16 protein-coding genes and 2 pseudogenes are annotated in these 19,726 nt (G+C 62.5%); 7 read left to right on the plus strand and 11 right to left on the minus strand.

All coding sequences use genetic code 11. The annotated features are described in order from the left end of the window. Positions 1–14: 14 nt before the first annotated feature. Together lspA and NFG58_RS20905 are read right to left on the minus strand one after the other, a co-directional pair. Positions 15–518, minus strand: a complete 504-nt coding sequence (gene lspA, locus NFG58_RS20900) for a signal peptidase II (protein WP_348827298.1) — start codon at positions 516–518, stop codon at positions 15–17. Beyond that, positions 515–2,713, minus strand: a complete 2,199-nt coding sequence (locus NFG58_RS20905) for a heavy metal translocating P-type ATPase (RefSeq protein ID WP_035470168.1) — start codon at positions 2,711–2,713, stop codon at positions 515–517. The genes lspA and NFG58_RS20905 overlap by 4 nt, the downstream gene beginning before the upstream one ends. Before the next feature lie 89 nt (positions 2,714–2,802). On the opposite strand from NFG58_RS20905, the gene NFG58_RS20910 reads away from it, so the two are divergent. After that, positions 2,803–3,261, plus strand: a complete 459-nt coding sequence (locus tag NFG58_RS20910) for a helix-turn-helix domain-containing protein (protein WP_045993872.1) — start codon at positions 2,803–2,805, stop codon at positions 3,259–3,261. A 306-nt stretch (positions 3,262–3,567) separates the two neighbouring features. On the opposite strand, the gene NFG58_RS20915 is transcribed toward NFG58_RS20910, so the two are convergent. From NFG58_RS20915 to NFG58_RS20925, 3 genes are all read right to left on the minus strand, one after another. Next, a complete protein-coding gene (locus NFG58_RS20915) occupies positions 3,568–4,791 on the minus strand; it encodes a M23 family metallopeptidase (RefSeq protein WP_197037084.1) in 1,224 nt (407 codons plus the stop codon). After that, positions 4,788–5,426 carry a thioredoxin domain-containing protein gene (locus tag NFG58_RS20920; RefSeq protein WP_231498567.1) on the minus strand — a complete coding sequence of 213 codons (639 nt, stop codon included), beginning with the start codon at positions 5,424–5,426 and terminating at the stop codon, positions 4,788–4,790. Before NFG58_RS20920 ends, NFG58_RS20915 begins: the two co-directional genes overlap by 4 nt. 139 nt (positions 5,427–5,565) lie before the next feature. Next, positions 5,566–6,480 (minus strand): cation diffusion facilitator family transporter, encoded by a 915-nt coding sequence (locus NFG58_RS20925; protein WP_045993874.1) that lies wholly within the window; start codon positions 6,478–6,480, stop codon positions 5,566–5,568. 206 nt (positions 6,481–6,686) lie between these two features. On the opposite strand from NFG58_RS20925, the gene NFG58_RS20930 reads away from it, so the two are divergent. Next, complete coding sequence (locus NFG58_RS20930) at positions 6,687–8,069, plus strand: DegQ family serine endoprotease (RefSeq protein ID WP_045993875.1); 1,383 nt, start codon at positions 6,687–6,689, stop codon at positions 8,067–8,069. Positions 8,070–8,349: 280 nt separating this feature from the next. Here the strand turns inward: NFG58_RS20930 and cadR are convergent, their stop codons facing one another. Beyond that, complete coding sequence (cadR, locus tag NFG58_RS20935; RefSeq protein ID WP_045991695.1) at positions 8,350–8,757, minus strand: Cd(II)/Pb(II)-responsive transcriptional regulator; 408 nt, start codon at positions 8,755–8,757, stop codon at positions 8,350–8,352. A 97-nt stretch (positions 8,758–8,854) separates the two neighbouring features. Between cadR and NFG58_RS20940 the strand changes: the two genes are divergently transcribed. Both NFG58_RS20940 and NFG58_RS20945 read left to right on the plus strand, forming a co-directional pair. Beyond that, positions 8,855–9,751, plus strand: coding sequence for a cation transporter (locus NFG58_RS20940; protein ID WP_045991694.1), 897 nt, complete (start codon positions 8,855–8,857; stop codon positions 9,749–9,751). A gap of 232 nt (positions 9,752–9,983) precedes the next feature. Further along, complete coding sequence (locus NFG58_RS20945; RefSeq protein WP_035470154.1) at positions 9,984–10,166, plus strand: hypothetical protein; 183 nt, start codon at positions 9,984–9,986, stop codon at positions 10,164–10,166. Here NFG58_RS20945 and NFG58_RS20950 read toward each other — a convergent pair whose 3' ends face one another. From NFG58_RS20950 to NFG58_RS20970, 5 genes and pseudogenes are all read right to left on the minus strand, one after another. Beyond that, positions 10,167–10,787, minus strand: coding sequence for a class I SAM-dependent methyltransferase (locus NFG58_RS20950; RefSeq protein WP_035470151.1), 621 nt, complete (start codon positions 10,785–10,787; stop codon positions 10,167–10,169). 67 nt (positions 10,788–10,854) lie between these two features. Beyond that, a complete protein-coding gene (locus NFG58_RS20955) occupies positions 10,855–12,507 on the minus strand; it encodes a multicopper oxidase domain-containing protein (RefSeq protein ID WP_348827299.1) in 1,653 nt (550 codons plus the stop codon). 38 nt (positions 12,508–12,545) lie between these two features. After that, positions 12,546–13,406 (minus strand): annotated as a pseudogene (locus NFG58_RS20960) (HAD-IC family P-type ATPase). Continuing rightward, positions 13,313–14,944, minus strand: a pseudogene (locus NFG58_RS20965) (HAD-IC family P-type ATPase). The pseudogenes NFG58_RS20960 and NFG58_RS20965 overlap by 94 nt, the downstream one beginning before the upstream one ends. A gap of 100 nt (positions 14,945–15,044) precedes the next feature. Further along, positions 15,045–15,767 (minus strand): cytochrome c biogenesis protein CcdA, encoded by a 723-nt coding sequence (locus NFG58_RS20970; RefSeq protein ID WP_124804560.1) that lies wholly within the window; start codon positions 15,765–15,767, stop codon positions 15,045–15,047. Between the two features lie 252 nt (positions 15,768–16,019). On the opposite strand from NFG58_RS20970, the gene NFG58_RS20975 reads away from it, so the two are divergent. The 3 genes from NFG58_RS20975 to NFG58_RS20985 all read left to right on the plus strand — a co-directional run bounded on the left by NFG58_RS20975 (position 16,020) and on the right by NFG58_RS20985 (position 19,719). Next, a complete protein-coding gene (locus NFG58_RS20975) occupies positions 16,020–16,652 on the plus strand; it encodes a peroxiredoxin (RefSeq protein WP_045991690.1) in 633 nt (210 codons plus the stop codon). A gap of 82 nt (positions 16,653–16,734) precedes the next feature. Beyond that, the gene (locus tag NFG58_RS20980) at positions 16,735–17,142 is read left to right on the plus strand and encodes a heavy metal-responsive transcriptional regulator (protein ID WP_045991689.1); all 408 of its coding nucleotides are present in this window, start codon (positions 16,735–16,737) and stop codon (positions 17,140–17,142) included. A gap of 87 nt (positions 17,143–17,229) precedes the next feature. Then, entirely contained in the window at positions 17,230–19,719 is a 2,490-nt protein-coding gene (locus NFG58_RS20985; RefSeq protein ID WP_348827300.1) for a heavy metal translocating P-type ATPase, read from the plus strand. Positions 19,720–19,726: the final 7 nt, after the last annotated feature.

Here is a 19,726-nt window from a genome sequence, read left to right on the forward strand (position 1 = left end):
CTGCATCCATGCCGTTACTCAGACGCTCTGGGGGAGGGACGCTCACGTAAGGCCGCAATCGCAAAGGCGATGACACCCAGGAACAGGGTGATATCCGCCAGGTTGAAGGCGGGCCAGTGCCACTCATGCCAGTAGACGTCCAGGTAGTCTACGACATACCCTCGTACCAGGCGGTCGATGCCATTGCCCAGCGCGCCACCCAGCATCAAGCTGTACCCCAGCGCCTCCAGACGGGGCCTGGGCCTGCACAGCAGGATCGTCAGGACAATAGTCACCATCCCTGTCAGGCCCAAGAAGAGATAGCGCTGCCAGCCGCCTGCATCGGCGAGGAAGCTGAAGGCCGCTCCCGTGTTCCACCAGTGGCCCCAATTGAAGAACGGGGCTAGCGGGATGGTCTGGCCATACGGCATCAGCGCCTGCACCAGCCCCTTGATGGCCTGGTCGGCCAGGCCGACCATAACGGCCAATGCCAACCAGTACCAGCGGCGCGGCACTGTCGGTATCCGCTCTGTCCTCATGACGTGGCTTCCTGGTAGCGCGGGCTTGCCGAGCCAGTCGTGGCATTATTGCCTGGCGAGAAGCGATAGCCCAGCAGCCGCATGGCGTTCAGGGTCACCAGCACGGTGGCGCCGGTATCCGCCATCACCGCGATCCACATGCCGGTGATGCCCAGCGCCGTGGTCACCAGGAAGATGGCCTTCAGGCCCAGCGCCAGGGCGACGTTGGTCTTGACGTTGCGCAGCGTGGCCCGGGACAGGGCGATCAGCTCGGCGATGCCGCCGACGCGGTTCTTGAGCAGCGCCGCATCCGCGGTTTCCAGTGCCACATCCGTGCCGCCGCCCATGGCGATGCCCACCTCTGCCGCGGCCAGCGCCGGCGCATCGTTGATACCGTCGCCCACCTTGCCGACTGGGCCTCGGCCGGCGGCCTGCCAGTCACGAACGCGCTGGGCCTTTTCCTCGGGCATCAGCTCGCCATGTGCCTCGATGCCCAGGCTGTCACCGATGGCCGCGACGGTACGCGCATTGTCACCGCTGAGCATCACCGCCTGCACGCCCAGGCGCGACAGCGCCGTCAGCCCCTCCCGGGCATCGTCGCGAGGTTCATCGCGCACGGCGATCAGGCCCAGCGGGCGCTCGCCTTCGACCAGCACGGCGAGAGTCTTGCCGGCGTGTTCCAGCTCGGCGATCCGAGCGGTCAGATCGTGATCGAGGGCGGCCTGCTCTGCCAGGTGGCGGGGGGTGATCAGGCTCAACTCACGCCCCTCGACCCGACCGGAGACCCCTCGGCCCGACAGGGCGCGGCTCTCACTCGCCAGTGGAAGGGAAAGGCCCAACTGCTCAGCGTGGGCGAGGATGGCCGTGGCGATGGGGTGGCTGGAGTCACGTTCCATCCCAGCCGCCAGCCTCAGGATCTCTTGCGTGCCCTGGCCAGTGGCCCAGTCCTCCACGTCGGTGACCTTGGGGGTGCCGGCGGTGAGGGTGCCGGTCTTGTCCAGCGCCACCGTCCGCAGCTTACCCAGCTGTTCGAGCACCGCGCCGCCCTTGATCAGCAGGCCCCGCCGGGCGCCCGCCGAGAGGCCGGCAGCGATCGCCGCGGGGGTTGAGATCACCAGAGCACAGGGACAGGCGATCAACAGCAGGGCCAGGGCGCGATAGATCGATTCCGACCAGGCCATGGTCGAGACCAGCGGCGGCACCACCGCCATCAGCAGGGCGAGCCCCACCACCGCCGGCATGTAGTAGCGAGCGAAGCGGTCGATGAAACGTGCCACCGGCGCCTTGGCGGCCTGGGCCTCCTCCACCAGGCGGATGACCCGTGCGATGGTGTTGTCCTCGGCGCCGCGGGTTACCTCCACCTCCAGGGCGGCATCGAGGTTGACCGTGCCGGCAAAGACGTCGTCCCCCGGCGCCCGCGTGCGGGGCACCGACTCCCCGTTGATCGGTGACTCATCCAGGTCGGATTCGCCGGTCAGAATACGTCCATCGCAGGGCACGCGGTCGCCCGGTCGCACCAGGACTCGCTGCCCAGGCGTGAGCGAGGCGGCCGAGACCTCACGGGTATCCCCATCCTCCATCAGCCTCGCCGTGGACGGCGTCAGGTCCGCCAGGGCCGAGATGCTGCGTCGCGCCCTCGACGCGGCCACCCCCTCCAGCAACTCGCCTACGGCGAACAGGAAGACCACCACCGCCGCTTCGGCGGCGGCATTGATGGCCAGGGCCCCCAAGGCGGCGATGCTCATCAGCATCTCGATGGTGAAGGGGTTGCGCATCTTCAGCGCACCCCAGGCGCCTTGTGCAATGGGCACCAACCCCACCAGGGTGGCCGCTACGAAGGGCCAGTTGCCTAGGCTAGGCCAGACCAGGCGGAGAACGAAGGCCAGAGCCAGCAGCCCCCCCGTGACGAGCACCAAGCGTCCCTTGGCGGTCTGCCACCAAGAGGCCGGAGCGGCATCCGCCTCATCTCCCTCATCATCGGTGGCAAGCTGGTAGCCGAGCTCGTTAAGGATCCGCTCGATCGCCTCATGAGAAGGCGTCGTATCCTGTTGAGGGTGAATCCTCACCGATCCGGTGACCGAACTGGCCGACACCTCCCCGATGCCCTCCAGGCGGCCCAGAGCGGCCTCTACCTTGCGCTCGCAGCCGCCGCAGTCCATGCCTTCCACCTGCAGTGTCAGCGTCGACGGGATGGTGCCTTGCGTTGGTTCGGTCATGGCGCTGCCTCTCCGAATGTCTTAATCTTGTCCGGAAGCATAATCCCTGTAGCAACTACAGGTTCAAGTCATGCAAGAGGAGCATCAGGATGCCGGAGATTAGCCATGCCATCGGTATCGGGGAGTTGGCTCGCCGTACCGGCTGCCAGCCTGAAACGGTGCGTTACTATGAGCGCATCGAGCTGCTGGAAAACACCTTACGGACTGAAGGGGGTCAGCGTCGCTACGACGAGCGCGCCGTCAGACGGCTGACCTTCATTCGCCATGCCCGGGACTTCGGCTTCTCGGTGGATGCGGTACGTGAGCTACTGGCGATGTCCGACCAGCCCGACATGTCCTGTCAGGAGGTCGATGCCGTTGCCAAGCATCACCTGGAGGAAGTGGAGACACGTCTGCAGCGGCTCTCGGCACTGCGTGACGAGCTCAGGCGGATGGTGAGCCAGTGTGATGGGGGGAAAGTCGAAAGCTGCCGGATCATCGAGGTGCTGAGTGATCACCAGCTGTGTATCAGTGAGACAGCCCACAAAGGCGCTCACGACTTTGGGTAACCTCCTGCGCGTCCCAGCGTGCCCTAGTTGAGACATTCAGGAGCAGCATGATCACCATGCTCCATTGAGACTCCCAGGGTCGCCTTGTTCTGGTGACCGCTGCGATGGTCTCGGGAGTGATCTCATGGCCAATGACATACACCATCACGCCGGCGGTGAGGCTGCCTAAAAACCCAGCGTGACTGTCGAGATACCTTCCATACCCCCTTCCCGGGTGAAGCGATTGCCGCTGAGGCGGTAGGGTCTCATGACGATAGGCAGATCGTGCCCACCGAGGCGGGTTGCATCGCAAGCCCGCCTGGTGGCTTATCGATTGTCCAATGCGGCCAGATCGGGAGCAGCGGACGTTCCAATGTTTTTTTGCAGACGTGTCCGAGCCTCGAAAAGTGCGCTGCGATACTCCTGGCGTGTGGGTGACTCACTCAGAAGGATGAGCTGCCCTTCCTCGAGAGGATCCACGGGGCGGTCATCCACTCTCACCTCGTAGTGCAGGTTGGGCCCCGTGGCGAGTCCGGAGGCCCCTACCTCACCCAGTTTTTCGCCGGCCTTGATGGAGTCCCCGACCGCCAGCCTGGCGACGAACCGGCTGAGGTGCGTATAGCGACTGATGGTGCCCGTCTCGTGCTCTATCTCGACGACACGACCATAACCTCCCCGGCGACCGATGAAGGAAATGCGCCCCCGTGCGGTGGCCATGACCGGGGTGCCGCGAGGCGCGGCAAGATCGATACCGTCATGACGTCGGACCTCTCCGGATACGGGATGGCGCCGGTTGCCGAAGGGAGATGTCAGGCGTGCGCCGAGAACCGGAATCTGCAAGGAGTCCAAGAGGCTACCATTTTTAAATAGCATCACGGTGGTTCTCTGGTCCGCCGGCCACAGCACCTCCAGCCGCTCCCCCTGGTCAACCAACCTCATATAGGTCAGACGGGGAGGCCCGACTCGAGTGCCATCCTCACGGCGATCTTCTTCCCACAGTAATTGCAGGCGCTCGCCCCCCGCGATATCACGGCGTGTGTCCATGAGTCCGCCCAGCAGCATGTCAAGCTCTGCTGCGAAACGCCTGGGTATCTCCTCAGCCTCCAAGGCGGCATAGAGTGACGTCTTGACATCTACTTCACGACCCAAGGTCAGGGTGTCGAGGCGAGGCTGGACAATGCGCGTCGACGGACGCTCACCCAGGGTGACGACGTACTGAATACCCGAGTCACGCTCGATGGCCACCGACACCGGCTGTCCCGTCGCCATAGAGGTGAAAGTGATACGATCTCCGGGCAGCAATCGTCTCGGGTCGAACCTGTTCGCCAGCGAGGTCGCCGCTTGGGTGCGCATCTCGGCATCCACGCCAAGCTGCTGCAGCAGTGCGTCCAGGGTATCCCCTGGTGCCACAGTGAGCTCTTGGGCGACGCGACCTTGTGCCCTGGCCGATACCGGCTTGGCCGGTGATAATCCGGCACGCTCTTGCCAACGGGCTTCAGCCAACACGGGGCTCAGGACCATCAGTCCCGCTAGCAACCAGCGTCGTGTCATGATGCATCCCCTTCGCCGGAGACCTCGGCTACCTCACGGTTAACGGCGTCGACCAGCTCCTGCATGCCGAAGGGGTCCAACAGCTCGCCATTGACGAAGAAGGTCGGCGTCTTGCTGATCTGGTTGGCCTCGACGTCAGCCTTGTCCTGGTCGAAGACCGCCTGTACCTCTGGTGAATTGAGCTGCTCTTCGGCTGTGGCTCTGTTCAGTCCGGCCTCGCTGGCGATCTCCATGATCGCTTCCTCATCGACACTGCCATGAGCCGCCCACTGGCTCTGCCGAGCCAGCAGCGCCTCCAGCACCGGTTGGAAGGCATCCTGGCGCCTGGCCACTTCGAGCACGCGAATGGCGGTTTCGGATACGTCTCCGTGGAAGGGGGTGTAGCGCACCACCAGCCGCACCTTCTCGGGGTAGGCTTCCAGGATGCGTTTGGTCAGCGGATAGAAGGCACGGCAGGCCTCACAGGCCGGGTCGAAGAACTCCACGACCGTCACCGGTGCCTCTTCCGATCCTAGGACCGGCGAGTGCGCGCGCACCAGCGAATTCTCGGCCTGTGCACCCTCTCGGCTCGCCGTCTCGGCGCCCATGCCCAACAACGAGGGCCTCGACACGATCACGATGATGGCCGTCAGCATCAACGCTCCGGCCAGGATAAACGTCGCCTTTTTGTACATTTTTCTCTCAACTTCAAAGAGTTAGGTTTAAAAAAGCTCAGGATACTGCTGAGTGGAGCTCAGCCGCTGTTGGGTGCCTAAGTCGGCGAATAGTGGCGTGTTATCCATGCCCATAAAGGTTGGCATCCTGATGTGCATAATCAATATGCTCGAATTCCAAGCTGGAGTGGCCAATGCCAAAGCGCGCTTTCAGCTGAGCTTTGATATCCGCCTTGATCGCCTCGAGCTGCTGCCAGCCGGCTTCCGTCGTCACCACGTGGCAGTCAAGCGCGGCGGTATTCTCCTGCATTTGCCATAGGTGAACATGATGCACATCCTCAACCCCTTCGACGCTGCGCAGGAGATCAATGACGGATTGACCATCGACATCGGGTGGCGAGCCCAGCATCAGTGTCCGGATAGGGGTACCTATCTCCGTAAAGGCAAGATAGAGAATATAGAGTGCAATACCGATCGTAATCGCGGGGTCTACCCAACGCATGTCATACAGCAGAATCAGTGAGCCCCCGATGATCACGGCGATGGACGCAAAGGCATCAGACAGGTTGTGCAGGAAGAGGGCGCGGATATTGACGCTATGTTTTTGCATCGACCAGGTGAGCAAGGCCGTTAGCGCATCGACAAGAAGAGCGACAATGCCAATGATAACGACTATCCAGCCCTGAATCTCTGGCGGGTCGATCATGCGCATGAAGCCTTCGTAAATTAGATAAATGCCAACGATAATGAGGGTGGTGTAGTTGATCAGCGCTGCGACAACCTCGATTCGGCCATAGCCAAACGTCATCTGTGAGTCGGGCGGTCGTCTCGCGATCTTGCGGGCAGCAAACGCAATGACAAGCGCAGCCATGTCGGAAAAATTGTGCAGCGCATCCGCGATCAGCGAGAGGCTTCCCGCCAGAATGCCCCCAACGATCTGGGCAAGGGTCAATATCCCGTTGGCCCAGATGGCGATACTCACCCGACGGTCACCAGAGGTGGGGGCAAGATGGGGATGATCGTGATGATGTCCCATGCGTCATCCTTGTGGTGTCACCTGATGACCCAGCAGTATAAAACCTATAGCAACTCAAGCTTCAAGCCCGAACTCTGTTGAAGGCCGAGCCGGGGTTAGGAGTACGGAACTTTGCATAGTGGGCACTGTACCAAGTTGGCTACCATGTTCCATGCCCCCGGAAGGAGCCCATTGTGATACCCAAGCCTTACTCGCACGCCTGGCTGATGAGCTTAGCTTTACTGCTGATGGTGGCAACGCCAGCCCTCGCCGAGCCACAGCTGCCGGACTTCACGGAACTGGTCGACGAGGCCGCGCCGGCCGTGGTCAACATCTCCACCTCCCGCAAGGTCGAGAGGTCCATGACGTCCTCACGGCAATTTGGGGGGCAGGAGGTGCCGGAGATCTTCCGTGACTTCTTCGACGACCGCTTCCCGATGCCACCTGGCGGTGCGCCCAATCGCAATGAAGAGCCGCGTCGGTCACTGGGGTCGGGCTTCATCTTCGATCAAGACGGCTACATCATGACCAACGCGCACGTGGTCAAGGAGGCCGACAAGATTCTGGTGCGCCTCAACGACCGTCGCGAACTCTCGGCCGAGCTGGTGGGGGCCGACGAGAAGACCGATGTGGCGGTCCTCAAGGTCGAGGCGGATAACCTACCCACCCTGCAACTGGGCAACTCCGACAACCTCCAGGTCGGCCAGTGGGTCGCCGCCATAGGCTCACCCTTCGGCTTCGACCACTCGGTGACGTCCGGGATCATCAGTGCCATCAACCGCACCCTGCCCCAAGACGTCTACGTTCCCTTCATCCAGACCGATGTGGCGATCAACCCGGGCAACTCGGGCGGACCACTGTTTAACCTCGACGGTGAGGTCGTGGGCATTAATTCCCAGATCCTGACCCGTAGTGGAGGCTACATGGGCCTCTCCTTCGCCATTCCCATTGATGTGGCACTGGATGTGGCCAACCAGCTCCGTGAAGAGGGGTACGTGAGCCGCGGCTGGCTGGGCGTCAGCATCCAGCCGGTATCCAAGGACCTGGCGGAGTCCTTCGGCATGGAGCAGGCCGAGGGTGCCTTGATTGCCCAGGTCGAGCCCGGCAGCCCTGGGACAGAAGGCGGCCTCAAGGCCGGTGATGTCATCCTTGAGGTGAACGGCCAGGAAGTGGACCACTCCACCACGCTGCCGCGCCTGATCGGTGAGACGGCCCCCGGCGAAGACGTTGATCTCTCCGTGTTGCGCGATGGTCAGCAGGAGACCATCACGGTGGAAGTTGGCGAGTGGCCGGATGCCGGCCCCGGTCAATCCGATGGCGACCCGGTTCGACTGGGCATCGCGGTTCAGCCGTTGAACGACATGGAGAAGCGTCGGCTTGGCATCGATCACGGGGTGCGCATCGTCAAGGTGGCCCCCGCCGGACATGCCGCTGCCGTCGGCATTCGCCCCGGCGATGTGCTGGTCAGACTGGGCCAGCAGCCGGTAGAGAGTCCGGAACAGCTGAAGGAGATGCTGACCCGCCTGCCAGATGATCAAGCGGTGCCTGTTCTGCTCAACCGCGAAGGCCGCACCTACTTCGTGGCCCTGCGAGTGGGCAATGGTGACTAACCGCGACTGAGTAGCGTTCAATACATCAGCACAGCGGCGCCCTGGCGAACAGGATCGCTGGGGCGTTTCTTCAGACTCTCGTACATTCTAGGCTCTGTCCGAAAAGTCGGCGAGCGAAGGTTAGACAAGGCAAAAATCGGTGAGACAGCGCAGCTTACGGGGTGTAAATGAGCATGTTGATCCGATTTTTAACGCCGTATTACCGAGCGTAGGCACTTTTCAGACAAGCCCTAATGCACGGCTGGGGGGGGTATCCGGATTTAATGGTTGATGCGTCAACCTACTGTTGGTGCATGCTTCCCTCGCTAATTCCAGCAAGAACCCCACACGCCTCAACTTCCCGGCCATCGTTGCAACTCGCTCTCAGTGAAACGAGTTGTTTCTCAAGCGCCTGTAGAGCGGTTATCTGCGAGCGCACGTGAGAGATGTGATCATCGAGCAAAGCGTTCACGGCGGCACAAGGTTGGTGAGGGTCGTCCTGATACCTCTGTAGCTCGTGAATCTCTGCTAGCGACAGGTCCAGGATTCTGCAGCGACAAATGAAAGCCAGCCGCTCACCATGTTCCTCGGTATAGACACGGTAACCGTTCTCCTGCCGTTCAGGCGACGGTAACAGGCCCTGTCGTTCATAGAAGCGGATCGTCTGTGTATCGACCCCTACCAACTCTGCCAACTGACCAATACGCACCAAGCTCCTCCTCAACGGATTCTCTCCGCTCTGTTGACCTTATAGTGACTATATGGTTTTAAATGATAGCCCGATAATATTCAAGTGGAGTCGTATCATGAGCAAAACCTGTGGAGCCCCCTGTGACGGCGATGCGACGCCCATAGCGGATACCGATATGCGTCGCTCCTCCGAAGCATCGGGGAAATGGGTCAGCGTTTATGCCGTGCCGAAGATGGACTGTCCATCGGAAGAGCGAATGATTCGCCTTGCCCTGAACGGCTTTGAGGAGATTCGGGTGCTGTCCTTCGACTTGTCGAACCGCCGATTAGAGGTCGTGCATGACGGCGAGGTCGAGCCCATCACCGCAAAACTGACAACCTTGGGGCTAGGAGCCTCGCTTCAGGAAACGGCCGCTGCCGATCCTGAGTCGATCAAGGCGGTCGGTGACACGTCGGCCTCTGCCGCGCAGGAGTCCGGCACCCTGCGTTGGTTGCTCGGTATCAATGCGGTCCTGTTCGTGGTGGAAATGACGGCCGGCCTGATCGCGCACTCCACCGGCCTGATTGGAGAATCCCTAGACAATTTTGCCGATGCGGCCGTGTACGGGCTCGCCCTGTATGCGGTTGGGCATAGCGTAAAAATGCAGGTGCGTGCCGCGCATCTTGCAGGTGTGCTCCAACTGATTCTGGCGGTTGGCGTACTCGCAGAGGTGGTCAGGCGCTTTGTATTCGGTAGCGAGCCTGAATCGCTGATGATGATGGCTATCGCATTCGTCGCATTGATTGCCAATACCAGTTGTCTGCTGCTGATATCCAAACATCGAGAGGGCGGGGCGCACATGAAGGCAAGCTGGATATTCTCGGCCAATGACGTGGTGATCAACCTGGGGGTCATCACCGCCGGCGCCTTGGTCGCGTGGACCGGAACCAATTATCCGGATCTGATTATCGGCACCATCGCGGGGGTCATTGTGCTCAACGGTGCCAGGCGCATTCTGGCGCTCAAGGGTTAAATAATGTCTATTAATAGCTATTCAGTGGCCTGCTGAGCCAGTTCACCTAGCAAAGTCACCTCAAGCACGACGCCAGTGTTGCGAAGACACTCTGGAGCCTGGTGGCCTCCCTCGCCACGGGCAATGGCGCGCGTCCGATCTGGACGCCTTTCGTCAGGATCCGGTCACGGCGAAGCTGCTGGGCATCGAGACCGTGCCGGCGAGAGGCCGCCTCGGCAAATACCTGGTACGCATGGGGACGGTCCACCTCGACGCGCTCCAGAGCATCGCTCGCTACTGGGCAAGGCACTTGGCGCCGCCGATCCTGGACTATCAGGTCAAGACCCTGAGCTATGTGCCAGTGTTCGTGGATGGCACCGCCATCGAAGTGGATGGCCAGTTGTTCGGGGAATCGCCTCATTACACGCGAGCTTGATCAGCGGGGAACAGCACCCCCCCAGAAATTGAAGCCAGCGAACCTCGGGACCTTCGAAAGATAGCCCGTCTCCATCCGCTGGATACCGAAGCCTGCGTGCCCGATAAGCTCGGGTATGTCGCGGTTGAGATGGCAGCCCCCCGCCACTCTGCGCCACAGGGGATTGATACGGCGCTGCCACTGGCGTACGGCTTCGTCGGGCGCCGTGCCGTGTTCGCAGAACAGCAGTTGGCCACCCGGCTTGAGCACGCGACGCATCTGCTCCAACGCCCGGTGCCAGTCCGGAATCGTGCACAGGGTGTAGGTGAGCACCACGGTATCGACACTGTTGTCGTCGAGAGGGACCTCCTCGCCCGGCAGGTCCAGCCAGCGCACCTCGAACTGTGCGCTGGCGACGTTGTGGCGGGCCTTGCGTCGCATGCCTTCGGAAGGCTCGAGCCCCCAGACCAGCTCGACCCGGTCCGGATCGTAGTGGGGAATATTGAGCCCGGACCCCATACCCACCTCCAGAACACGGCCCCGGGCTTGCGGCACCACGGCCGCCCGCTGACGATCGACCACCGTGTTGCCACACGCCAGGTGGAGGAAATGCGGCAGAACACGATTCTCGTAGAAGGACATCTGTATCGTCATCCCGTGTGGTTGCCAGGTGATCGAAATACGGTGTGATCGAAACCAGACCGGTTCGTTATGCCACCACCTTGAAGTAGCGCATCATACCGGCATCCTCATGCTCCATGGTGTGGCAGTGGTACATGTAGAACCCCTCGAAGTCCTTGAAGGTCAGAGCGATGCGCACCCGTTCCTCCGGGAACACCAGCACCGTGTCATGCAATCCCGCGTCGATGATCCCATCGTGCAGGTCCGTCTTGCCGCCCGCCGATATCCGCTCCTGAACCAGGAATTGCAGTCCATGAACGTGCATGGGGTGCGGCATCATGGTGTTGTTGACGAACTCCCAGATCTCCGTCTGCGCCAGCCGGACGATCTCGTCATCTGCCACCGTCGCGCCCTCCATCTGCCGGCCGTTGATCGTGAACCCCTGCATCATGCGCATGCCCAGCTCGAAGCGGCGTACTGGCGTATCGGCCTGAACCGGGGAGGCCGGCAGGTCTTGAGCCAAGCGTTCCGGCAGGGTTTCCGCATCGTTCGCCCGTGCGACGACGGCGAAGGTAACTAGCGAGAGCCGCTCGCTTCCCATCATGTCGCGCATCATGCCTCGATCCATCATCTCGCCCATTCGATCACCCATCATCCCTCGATCCATCATGCCGCCCATTCGATCGCCCATCATGCCCCGGTCCATCATGTCGCCCATTCGCTCGCCCATCATGCCGAGTTGGTACTCCTCGCTCACCAGCTGTACGGACTCTCCCGGCTCGGTGTCGCCAAAATCGACCCACAGATCGATCCGTTGGGCCGGCGCCAGTGTGACCGAGCGGCGCCGCTCGGGCTTGGCGAGCAGGCCACCGTCGGTGCCGATGACGGTCACCGCCCGGCCATCGCTCCAGGCCAGCTTGTAGATGCGCGAGTTGGAGCCGTTGAGCAGGCGCAATCGATATGGCTGCGTGGACACCTCGCGTCGCGCGTCCGGGTGGCCGTTCACCAGTACCCGCTCCCCGCGAAAGCCCTGCATGCGGGTCATCATCGCCCCCATGCCACCATCGTCGATGTACTGAAGCTCATTGCCATTGCTAAAGGTGCGATCCTGCAGGATGAGGACCAGTTCCCGCTCTCCGTCGGGGAGCTCCAAGGCACGCTCGGCGTCGTCGTTGATGATCAGTGGACCGGCAAGGCCGGCGTAACTCTGAAAGCCAACCCGGCCACCATCGGGGCCGTGAGGATGGGGGTGGTACCAGTACAGACCGGCACGATCCACGACATCGAAGGCGACCGCCATGCTCGTCGCTGGCGCGATCGGCAGGCGCGGTTGACCATCCACGTCCGGTGGTACGTGCAGACCATGCCAATGCACGGTGGTGTCTTCGGGGAGATCGTTGTCGATGCGTACCCGCAAGCGCTGACCACGACGCAGGCGAATCAATGGCCCCGTATAACTCTCACCCACGGGCGTCAGGGTATCTTCAGGCCCGACGATTCGCTCGGCCGTGTAGCGCCAGACGTCGCTCGGCGCACCGGGCAGGATAGCCACCTTGTCGGGACGGGCTCGCACACGCAGGTCGACGTCGAAGGGCCCCCCCATGGCCGTTGACGCGGACGCCGCCCGCAGAGCGGGGCGATATCTCCCGGTCCATACCCCGGCCCCCACCAGGGTCGACAACGCCGCCACACCGCCGATGCGGCGCAATACGCTACGTCGCTGCAGGTCGACATAAGCCATGATGCTCCCCCTCCTCTATGGTTGTCGGCGGCCCCGGCTCATAGCTTGGCGGCGCGTAGCCGCAGTGCGTTGGCGATGACCGAGACCGAGCTCAGGCTCATCGCGGCGGCGGCGTAGATGGGACTGAGCAGCCAGCCGGTGAACGGAAACAGCGCCCCGGCGGCCAGAGGCACCCCCAGGCTGTTGTAGACGAAGGCGAAAAACAGGTTCTGGCGGATATTGCGCATCACCCAGCGACTGAGATGGCGGGAGCGAACAATGCCGGAGAGATCCCCTCTCACCAGAGTCACCCCCGCGCTCTGGATGGCGACATCGGTCCCCGTGCCCATGGCGATACCGAGGTCAGCCTCGGCCAGGGCGGGGGCGTCATTGACGCCGTCGCCGGCCATGGCGACCACGCGCCCGGCCTCGCGATGCTCGCGCACGATACGCCCTTTATCTTCCGGCAGTACGTCCGCTTCAATTTAGTCGATACCAAGTTGGCGCGCCACGGCTTCGGCGGTGGTACGGTTGTCGCCGGTGAGCATAACCAGGCGCAGGCCATCCTCTTTGAGCGTCCGGATCGCCTGTGCGGTGGTTTCCTTGATCGGGTCCGCGACACCGATGAGTCCCATGACCTGATCATCGGCCACCAGGAACATCACGGTTTGCCCTTCGGCTTGCAGCGTCTCGGCACGCTGCGTCCATTCCCGCGCCTCCACACCACGTGTTTCGAGCAGCCGGGCATTGCCAAGCGCAAGCTCGCGTCCTTCGACCCGACCGGTGACCCCCATGCCGGTCACCGCCTCGAAATCGCTGGCATCGCTCAGCTCGACATGATGCTCTTGCGCAGCACTGACAATGGCCTCGGCCAACGGATGTTCGCTGCCTCGCTCGAGGCTGCCGGCAAGTTGCAGCAACTGCGCTTCATCACTGCCGGAAACGGGCTTGAGGGATCGACCCGGGGTTTACCCTCTGTGAGGGTGCCGGTCTTGTCGACGACCAGGGTGTCGACTTTCTCGAAACGTTCCAGTGCCTCGGCATTCTTGATCAACACGCCCGCCCGGGCCCCGCGACCGACCCCAACCTGGATCGACATCGGCGTCGCCAAGCCGAGCGCACAGGGACACGCGATGATCAGCACCGATACCGCGGCGATCACCGCGTAGGCCATCGCCGGCGGTGGCCCCCAGATCCCTCAGGCAATAAATGCCAGGATCGCCACGATAACCACCGCGGGGACGAAATAGCCGGCGACCACATCGGCAAGCCGCTGAACGGGCGGCTGCGAACGCTGCGCTTCGGCCACCATTTCCGCGATCTGCGAAAGCACCGTGTCCTCGCCGACCTTGTCGGCGCGCATGACGAAGCTGCCCTGACCACTCACGGTGCCGCCGATGACCGTGTCGCCCTCGCGCTTCTCGACGGGAAGGGACTCCCCGGTCACCATCGACTCGTCCAGCGTGCTGTGGCCTTCGAGCACCTCGCCATCGACCGGCACCTTGTCACCGGGGCGTACCCGTAGACGGTCACCGGTACACAGCTCGTCGAGCGAGACCTCCTCGTCATTGCCCTCGGCATCGATGCGTCGTGCGGTCGGCGGCGCGAGATCGAGGATCGCGCGCAGCGCACTGCCGGTCTTCTCGCGGGCGCGGGCCTCGATCACTTGACCGAGCAGGATCAGCACGACGATCACCGCCGCCGCCTCGAAATACACGCCGACCGAGCCATCGGCGTCACGGAAAGTGGCCGGGAATATCCCAGGGGCGAGCGTGGCGACGACACTGTAGCCATAGGCCGCCCCCACACCGAGGGCGATCAGCGTGAACATGCTGAGGTTGCGTGTGACGAGGGACTTCCAGCCACGCAGGAAGAATGGCCATCCGGCCCATAGCACCACGGGCGTGGCAAAGATCAGTTCGATCCAGTGACCACTGCCGGCGGGCAGCACCTCATCCACCCAAGGGCCGATACCGGGCAGCACGCTGCCCATGGCGACGAACAACACCGGCAGCGTCAGCAGGCCGCCCACCCAGAAGCGTCGGAACATCTCGAGAAACTCGAAGCTGCGTTCCTCTCCGGAAACGCGGGTGAGCTCGAGTGCCATGCCACACTTGGGGCAGTCGCCGGGCTCATCCTGCCGCACCTCCGGATGCATGGGGCAGGTATACTGGACCCTCGACGACGGTTGCGGCTTGACGGGTTCCAGCGCCATGCCGCACTTGGGACACTCCCCCGGCTCCTCGCTCTCTACGCCAGAACACATGGGGCAGAAATAATTGGCCTTGCCACTGGGCTTCGACGCAGCCGCCGAGGTGGCGGCAAGCACGGCGCCTGGATCCTCGCGAAAGTGCTCGGCGCACTGCTTGCTACAGAAATAGTAACGCTCACCGCGATGCTCGACGCTCTCCGTCGAGGCGGGATCGACGCTCATGCCACAAACGGGGTCTTTTTCCATGAAGAACCCTCCATTGTACAAAAGGTTTCTGTTGCGTGGTCGGTGGCGTTTCTCCTCGCTGATATGAACAGGTTACACCTTGCCACCGCCGCCGACCCGACTATCCCAGTGTCGCCAGCGAGGGAAACCAGTCGACCATGATGCTGGAAAGCCGCGTCATGGTGCCCGAGACGATGGCGATGCCCATCAGGATAACGATCGTGCCGGCGACTGGGCGAGCATAGGCGCTCCACCTACCCAGACTTTGCCGATGCAGGGCGAATCGATTGATCAGCAGGGTGCTGGCGAGAAAAGGCAGCGCCAGGCCCGCCGAGTAGGCGCTGAGATAGAGCATGCCGGCCTGGGCACTGGCGGCGCTGGAGGTGGCCATCAGGATGGCGCCCAGGATGGGGCCGATACAGGGCGTCCAGCCGATGGCGAAGGAGATCCCGAACACCGTCGCCGACAGCGGGGAGCCACCCTGGACGTTCGGTGTGAACTGAAGGGTGCGCTGGAACAGCGGCAACCGGAACACACCGGTCATGAACAGGCCCAGCACGATCACCGCCGAGCCGGCGACCCAGTTGAATTCCTGGCGATACCCCCGCATCAGCTGGCCGATACCACTGGCGCCGAGTCCCAACAGGATGAACACGATGCTGAAGCCGAAGACGAAGAAGGCACTGAGGATCAATGCCTCCAGGCGTCTATCGGCCTTGCCGGCACTCCCGCCCGTGACCACCGACAGGTAGGCCGGCAACAGCGGCAAGGTGCAGGGCGAGAAGAAGGAAACCAACCCGCCGGCGAAGGCGCCAATCAGACCGATAGAAGAGAGAGATTCCAAGGCGTTACGCTTCCTGGGGGGGGGCAAGGTGCTGGGCGCGAAGCAGCCTGGGGCCGGCCGCCTACTTCGGACATGGTTAGGCAGAGAATTCTAAGGGTTGCGCCTACCTCAAAGTCATCCATGAGTTAATGCCTTTTGATATAACGTAAAAGAATAGACTCCTTTCCTCGAAAGCCCTTGACCTTAAAGTTGACTTAAAGGTTATCGTGCGTAGTGCATCATCCGACACTTACCATAGATAAGGATAGTGAGATGACCCTACAGCTAGGGGAGATAGCTCCCGATTTCACGATCGAATCCACCGAAGGCACGCTTGGCTTTCATCAGTGGCTGGGCAAGGACTGGGCCGTACTGTTCTCGCACCCCGCCGATTATACGCCAGTCTGTACCACGGAACTTGGCGCGTTTGCCAGGCGAAAGGACGAGTTCGCCGCGCGTGGCGTCAAGCTGGTGGGGGTATCGGTCGACCCCCTCGCTTCTCACCACGACTGGGCGAAGGATATCGAGCAGACCCAGGGCGCGGCCCTGAACTATCCCCTACTGGCGGACGAAGACCAGGTGGTGGCGACGCTGTATGGAATGATCCACCCGAAAGCCGACCCCAAGGTGACGGTGCGTACCGTCTTCATTATCGATTCCGACAAGAAAATTCGCCTGACCTTGACCTATCCGCCCAGCACCGGGCGCAACGTCGACGAAATCCTGCGGGTCATCGACTCGCTTCAGCTAACCGACAAGCACAAGGTTGCAACGCCCGTCGACTGGCAAACCGGTGACGATGTCATCATCTTGCCATCGCTCACGGATGACGACGCCAGACAACACTTCCCCGACGGCTGGGATGCCAAGACACCCTATCTGCGGGTCGTGCGCCAACCGGACTAGTCGAAGTCACGACTCGTGACTCAGGCTGCCCGGCCCAGTCGGGCGGCTAGAAGCTCCGATTCACAGTGCGAGAGGTGAAGCCATGCAAACCCTCAGTATCGGTGAGCTTGCCGAACGTAGTGGGATCGCCAGTCAGGCGATCCGATATTACGAGAAAGAGAAGCTCATGCCCGCCCCCCCACGGACGGAAGCCAACTATCGGCGTTATCCCCTGGATGCCGTGGCCCGGTTGCAATTCATCGTCCATGCCAAGCAGTGGGGCTTTACGCTCGACGAGATCCGTGAGCTGTTGATCCTCCAGGATGCCAACGGCGACCGGGCACAGGCCAAGCGCATCGCCGGCGAGAAGCTGCACAAGATTCGCGAGCAGATCAAGCATCTCTCGCAAATCGAGGCTGTGCTGTCCAAAACGCTTGAAGAATGTACAGGCGAAGGACCGATGCAGGAAGGCTGCCCCATCGTCGACGCCATCGCCGATAGGGACGAATGAGCGGCCTCGTCGCTTCTGGCAGTGTAACGCAGGAGTCCCGAAGCGCGCACGCTGGGCTGATGAAGAACCAAGTTGGGGGAGACCGCAATGGCGGAAAACGTCGATATCGAGATTCGGGGCATGTCCTGTGCGTCCTGCGTCGGACGGGTTGAGCGGGCCCTCGGCCAGCAGCCGGGCGTGATTAACGCTCAGGTGAACCTGGCCACACAGAAGGCGGCGATCCAGATAGAGGGAGGCTCCACGACGGCCAGCCTGCTCGACGCTATCGTAACGGCGGGCTATCAGCCGGTGGTGGAGAGCCTCGAGATTCCCGTCGCCGGCATGAGCTGCGGATCCTGCGTCTCGCGGATAGAACGAGCGCTCGGCAAGCTGCCCGGCATGGTGGAGGTGAGTGTCAATCTCACCACCCAGAAGGCCTTCGTCCGTTTCCTGCCGGGGACCGTATCGCTGGCACGCATTCAGCATGCCATCCGCGAGGCGGGCTATGAACCGCAGGAAACCGAGTCGCAGCAGCAGGCGGACGACGAGGATCGCGAGGGACGACAGCTTCTCCACCGGGTCATTCTCGCGGCAGTGCTCACCATCCCGGTGGTCATCATCGCCATGGGAAAAGTGATTCCCGACTTTGATGCGCTCTTGGCGAGTCTGATGCCGCATCGCGGCTGGATGGGCGTCGAGTGGCTGCTGACCACGCCCGTGCAGTTCTATGCCGGGGCGCGCTTCTATCGCGGTGGTTATGCCGAACTTCGACATCTCAACCCGGGCATGAACAGTCTGGTCATGATCGGCTCGAGCGCCGCCTACTTCTATTCGGTCGTCGCTCTGCTGGTACCCGGCTTTTTCCCGGCTGATACCGCCGTGAGCTACTTCGAGGCGGCGGCGGTGATCGTGACGCTGATCCTGTTGGGACGCTACTTCGAGCACATCGCCAAAGGCCGTACCTCCGAGGCGATCAAGAAGCTCCTGCAGTTGCAGGCGAAAACCGCCCGCGTCATCCGCGATGGCGAAGCGGTCGAGGTGCCGATCGAGGCCGTCGTGCCCGGCGATCGCATCCTGGCCCGCCCGGGCGAGCGTATCCCGGTGGATGGCATCGTTGAAGAAGGCCATTCCTTCGTCGACGAGTCGATGATCAGTGGCGAACCGGTACCGGTTGCCAAGCAGCAGGATGCCGAAGTCGTCGGCGGCACCATCAACAAGAACGGCGCGCTTACCTTCCGCGCCACTCGGGTCGGTGCCGACACCGTGCTGTCACAGATCGTCAAGATGGTGGAAGCGGCACAGGCCGAGAAACCCCCGATCCAGCAGTTGGCCGACAAGATCGCCGGTGTCTTCGTGCCCGTGGTCATCGCCATCGCCCTGATCACCTTCGGGGTGTGGTTCGCCGTCGGGCCGGCCCCGGCGCTGTCCTTCGCCTTCGTCACCACGGTGAGTGTGCTGCTGATCGCCTGCCCCTGCGCGATGGGCCTGGCCACCCCGACTGCGATCATGGTCAGTAGCGGCAAGGGGGCCGAGATGGGGGTGCTGTTTCGCAAGGGCGCGGCGCTCGAGACGCTGGCCAAGATGGATACCGTCGTGCTGGACAAGACCGGCACCCTGACTCAGGGTCGCCCCGAGCTGACCGACTTCGAAGTGATCGAGGGGCACGAGAATGAGGTGCTGCGACTGGTCGCGGCAGTGGAAGCCCAGAGCGAGCACCCCATCGCCGATGCCATCGTGCGCGGCGCCCAGGCGCGTGGACTCGAGCTGCCGGCCGTCAGCCATTTCAGCGCCGAGCCGGGCTACGGCATCGAAGCCGACGTCGCCGGTCACCGGCTTTACGTAGGGGCCGATCGCTACATGAACCGGCTCGGGATTGGGCTCGGCAAGGCGGAAGAGCGCGCCAAGGCGCTTGCCGAGGATGCCAAGAGCCCCCTCTATGCCGCGGTGGACGGCCGACTCGCCGCGGTCATCGCGGTGGCCGATCCGCTCAAGGAGGGCTCGGCCGAAGCCATTTCAGCACTCAAGGCGCTGGGGCTGGAAGTGGCGATGCTCACCGGCGACAACCGCGCCACCGCCGACGCCATCGCCCGACAGGTCGGCATTCAGCGCGTACTCGCCGAGGTGCTGCCTGACCAGAAGGCAGACCAGATCAAGCGACTACAGGCCGAGGGCGGTAAGGTCGCCTTCGTGGGCGACGGCATCAACGATGCACCGGCGTTGGCACAAGCCGACGTGGGCATCGCCATCGGCACCGGGACGGATATCGCCATCGAGGCCGGCGACGTAGTGCTGATGCGTGGCGACCTGAGGGGAATCGTCAATGCCGTGGCGCTCTCCAAGCGTACCCACCGGACCATCATCGGGAATTTCGTCTGGGCCTATGGCTACAACGTGGCGCTGATCCCCGTGGCGGCGGGCGTGCTCTATCCGTTCATCGGCGTATTGCTCAGCCCCATGCTGGCGGCAGCCGCCATGAGCGTCTCCAGCGTCTTCGTGTTGACCAACTCGTTGCGGCTACGCCGCTTCACGCCGGATATCGATGACGCTTCGCCGGTGACGGGCGGTGAACCCCAGGCGGTTCGGGCCCGCCAAGTCTGAGTAGCAA

The sequence above is a fragment of the Halomonas sp. RT37 genome (assembly GCF_040070525.1).
GTDB classification, from domain to species: Bacteria; Pseudomonadota; Gammaproteobacteria; order Pseudomonadales; family Halomonadaceae; genus Halomonas; species Halomonas litopenaei.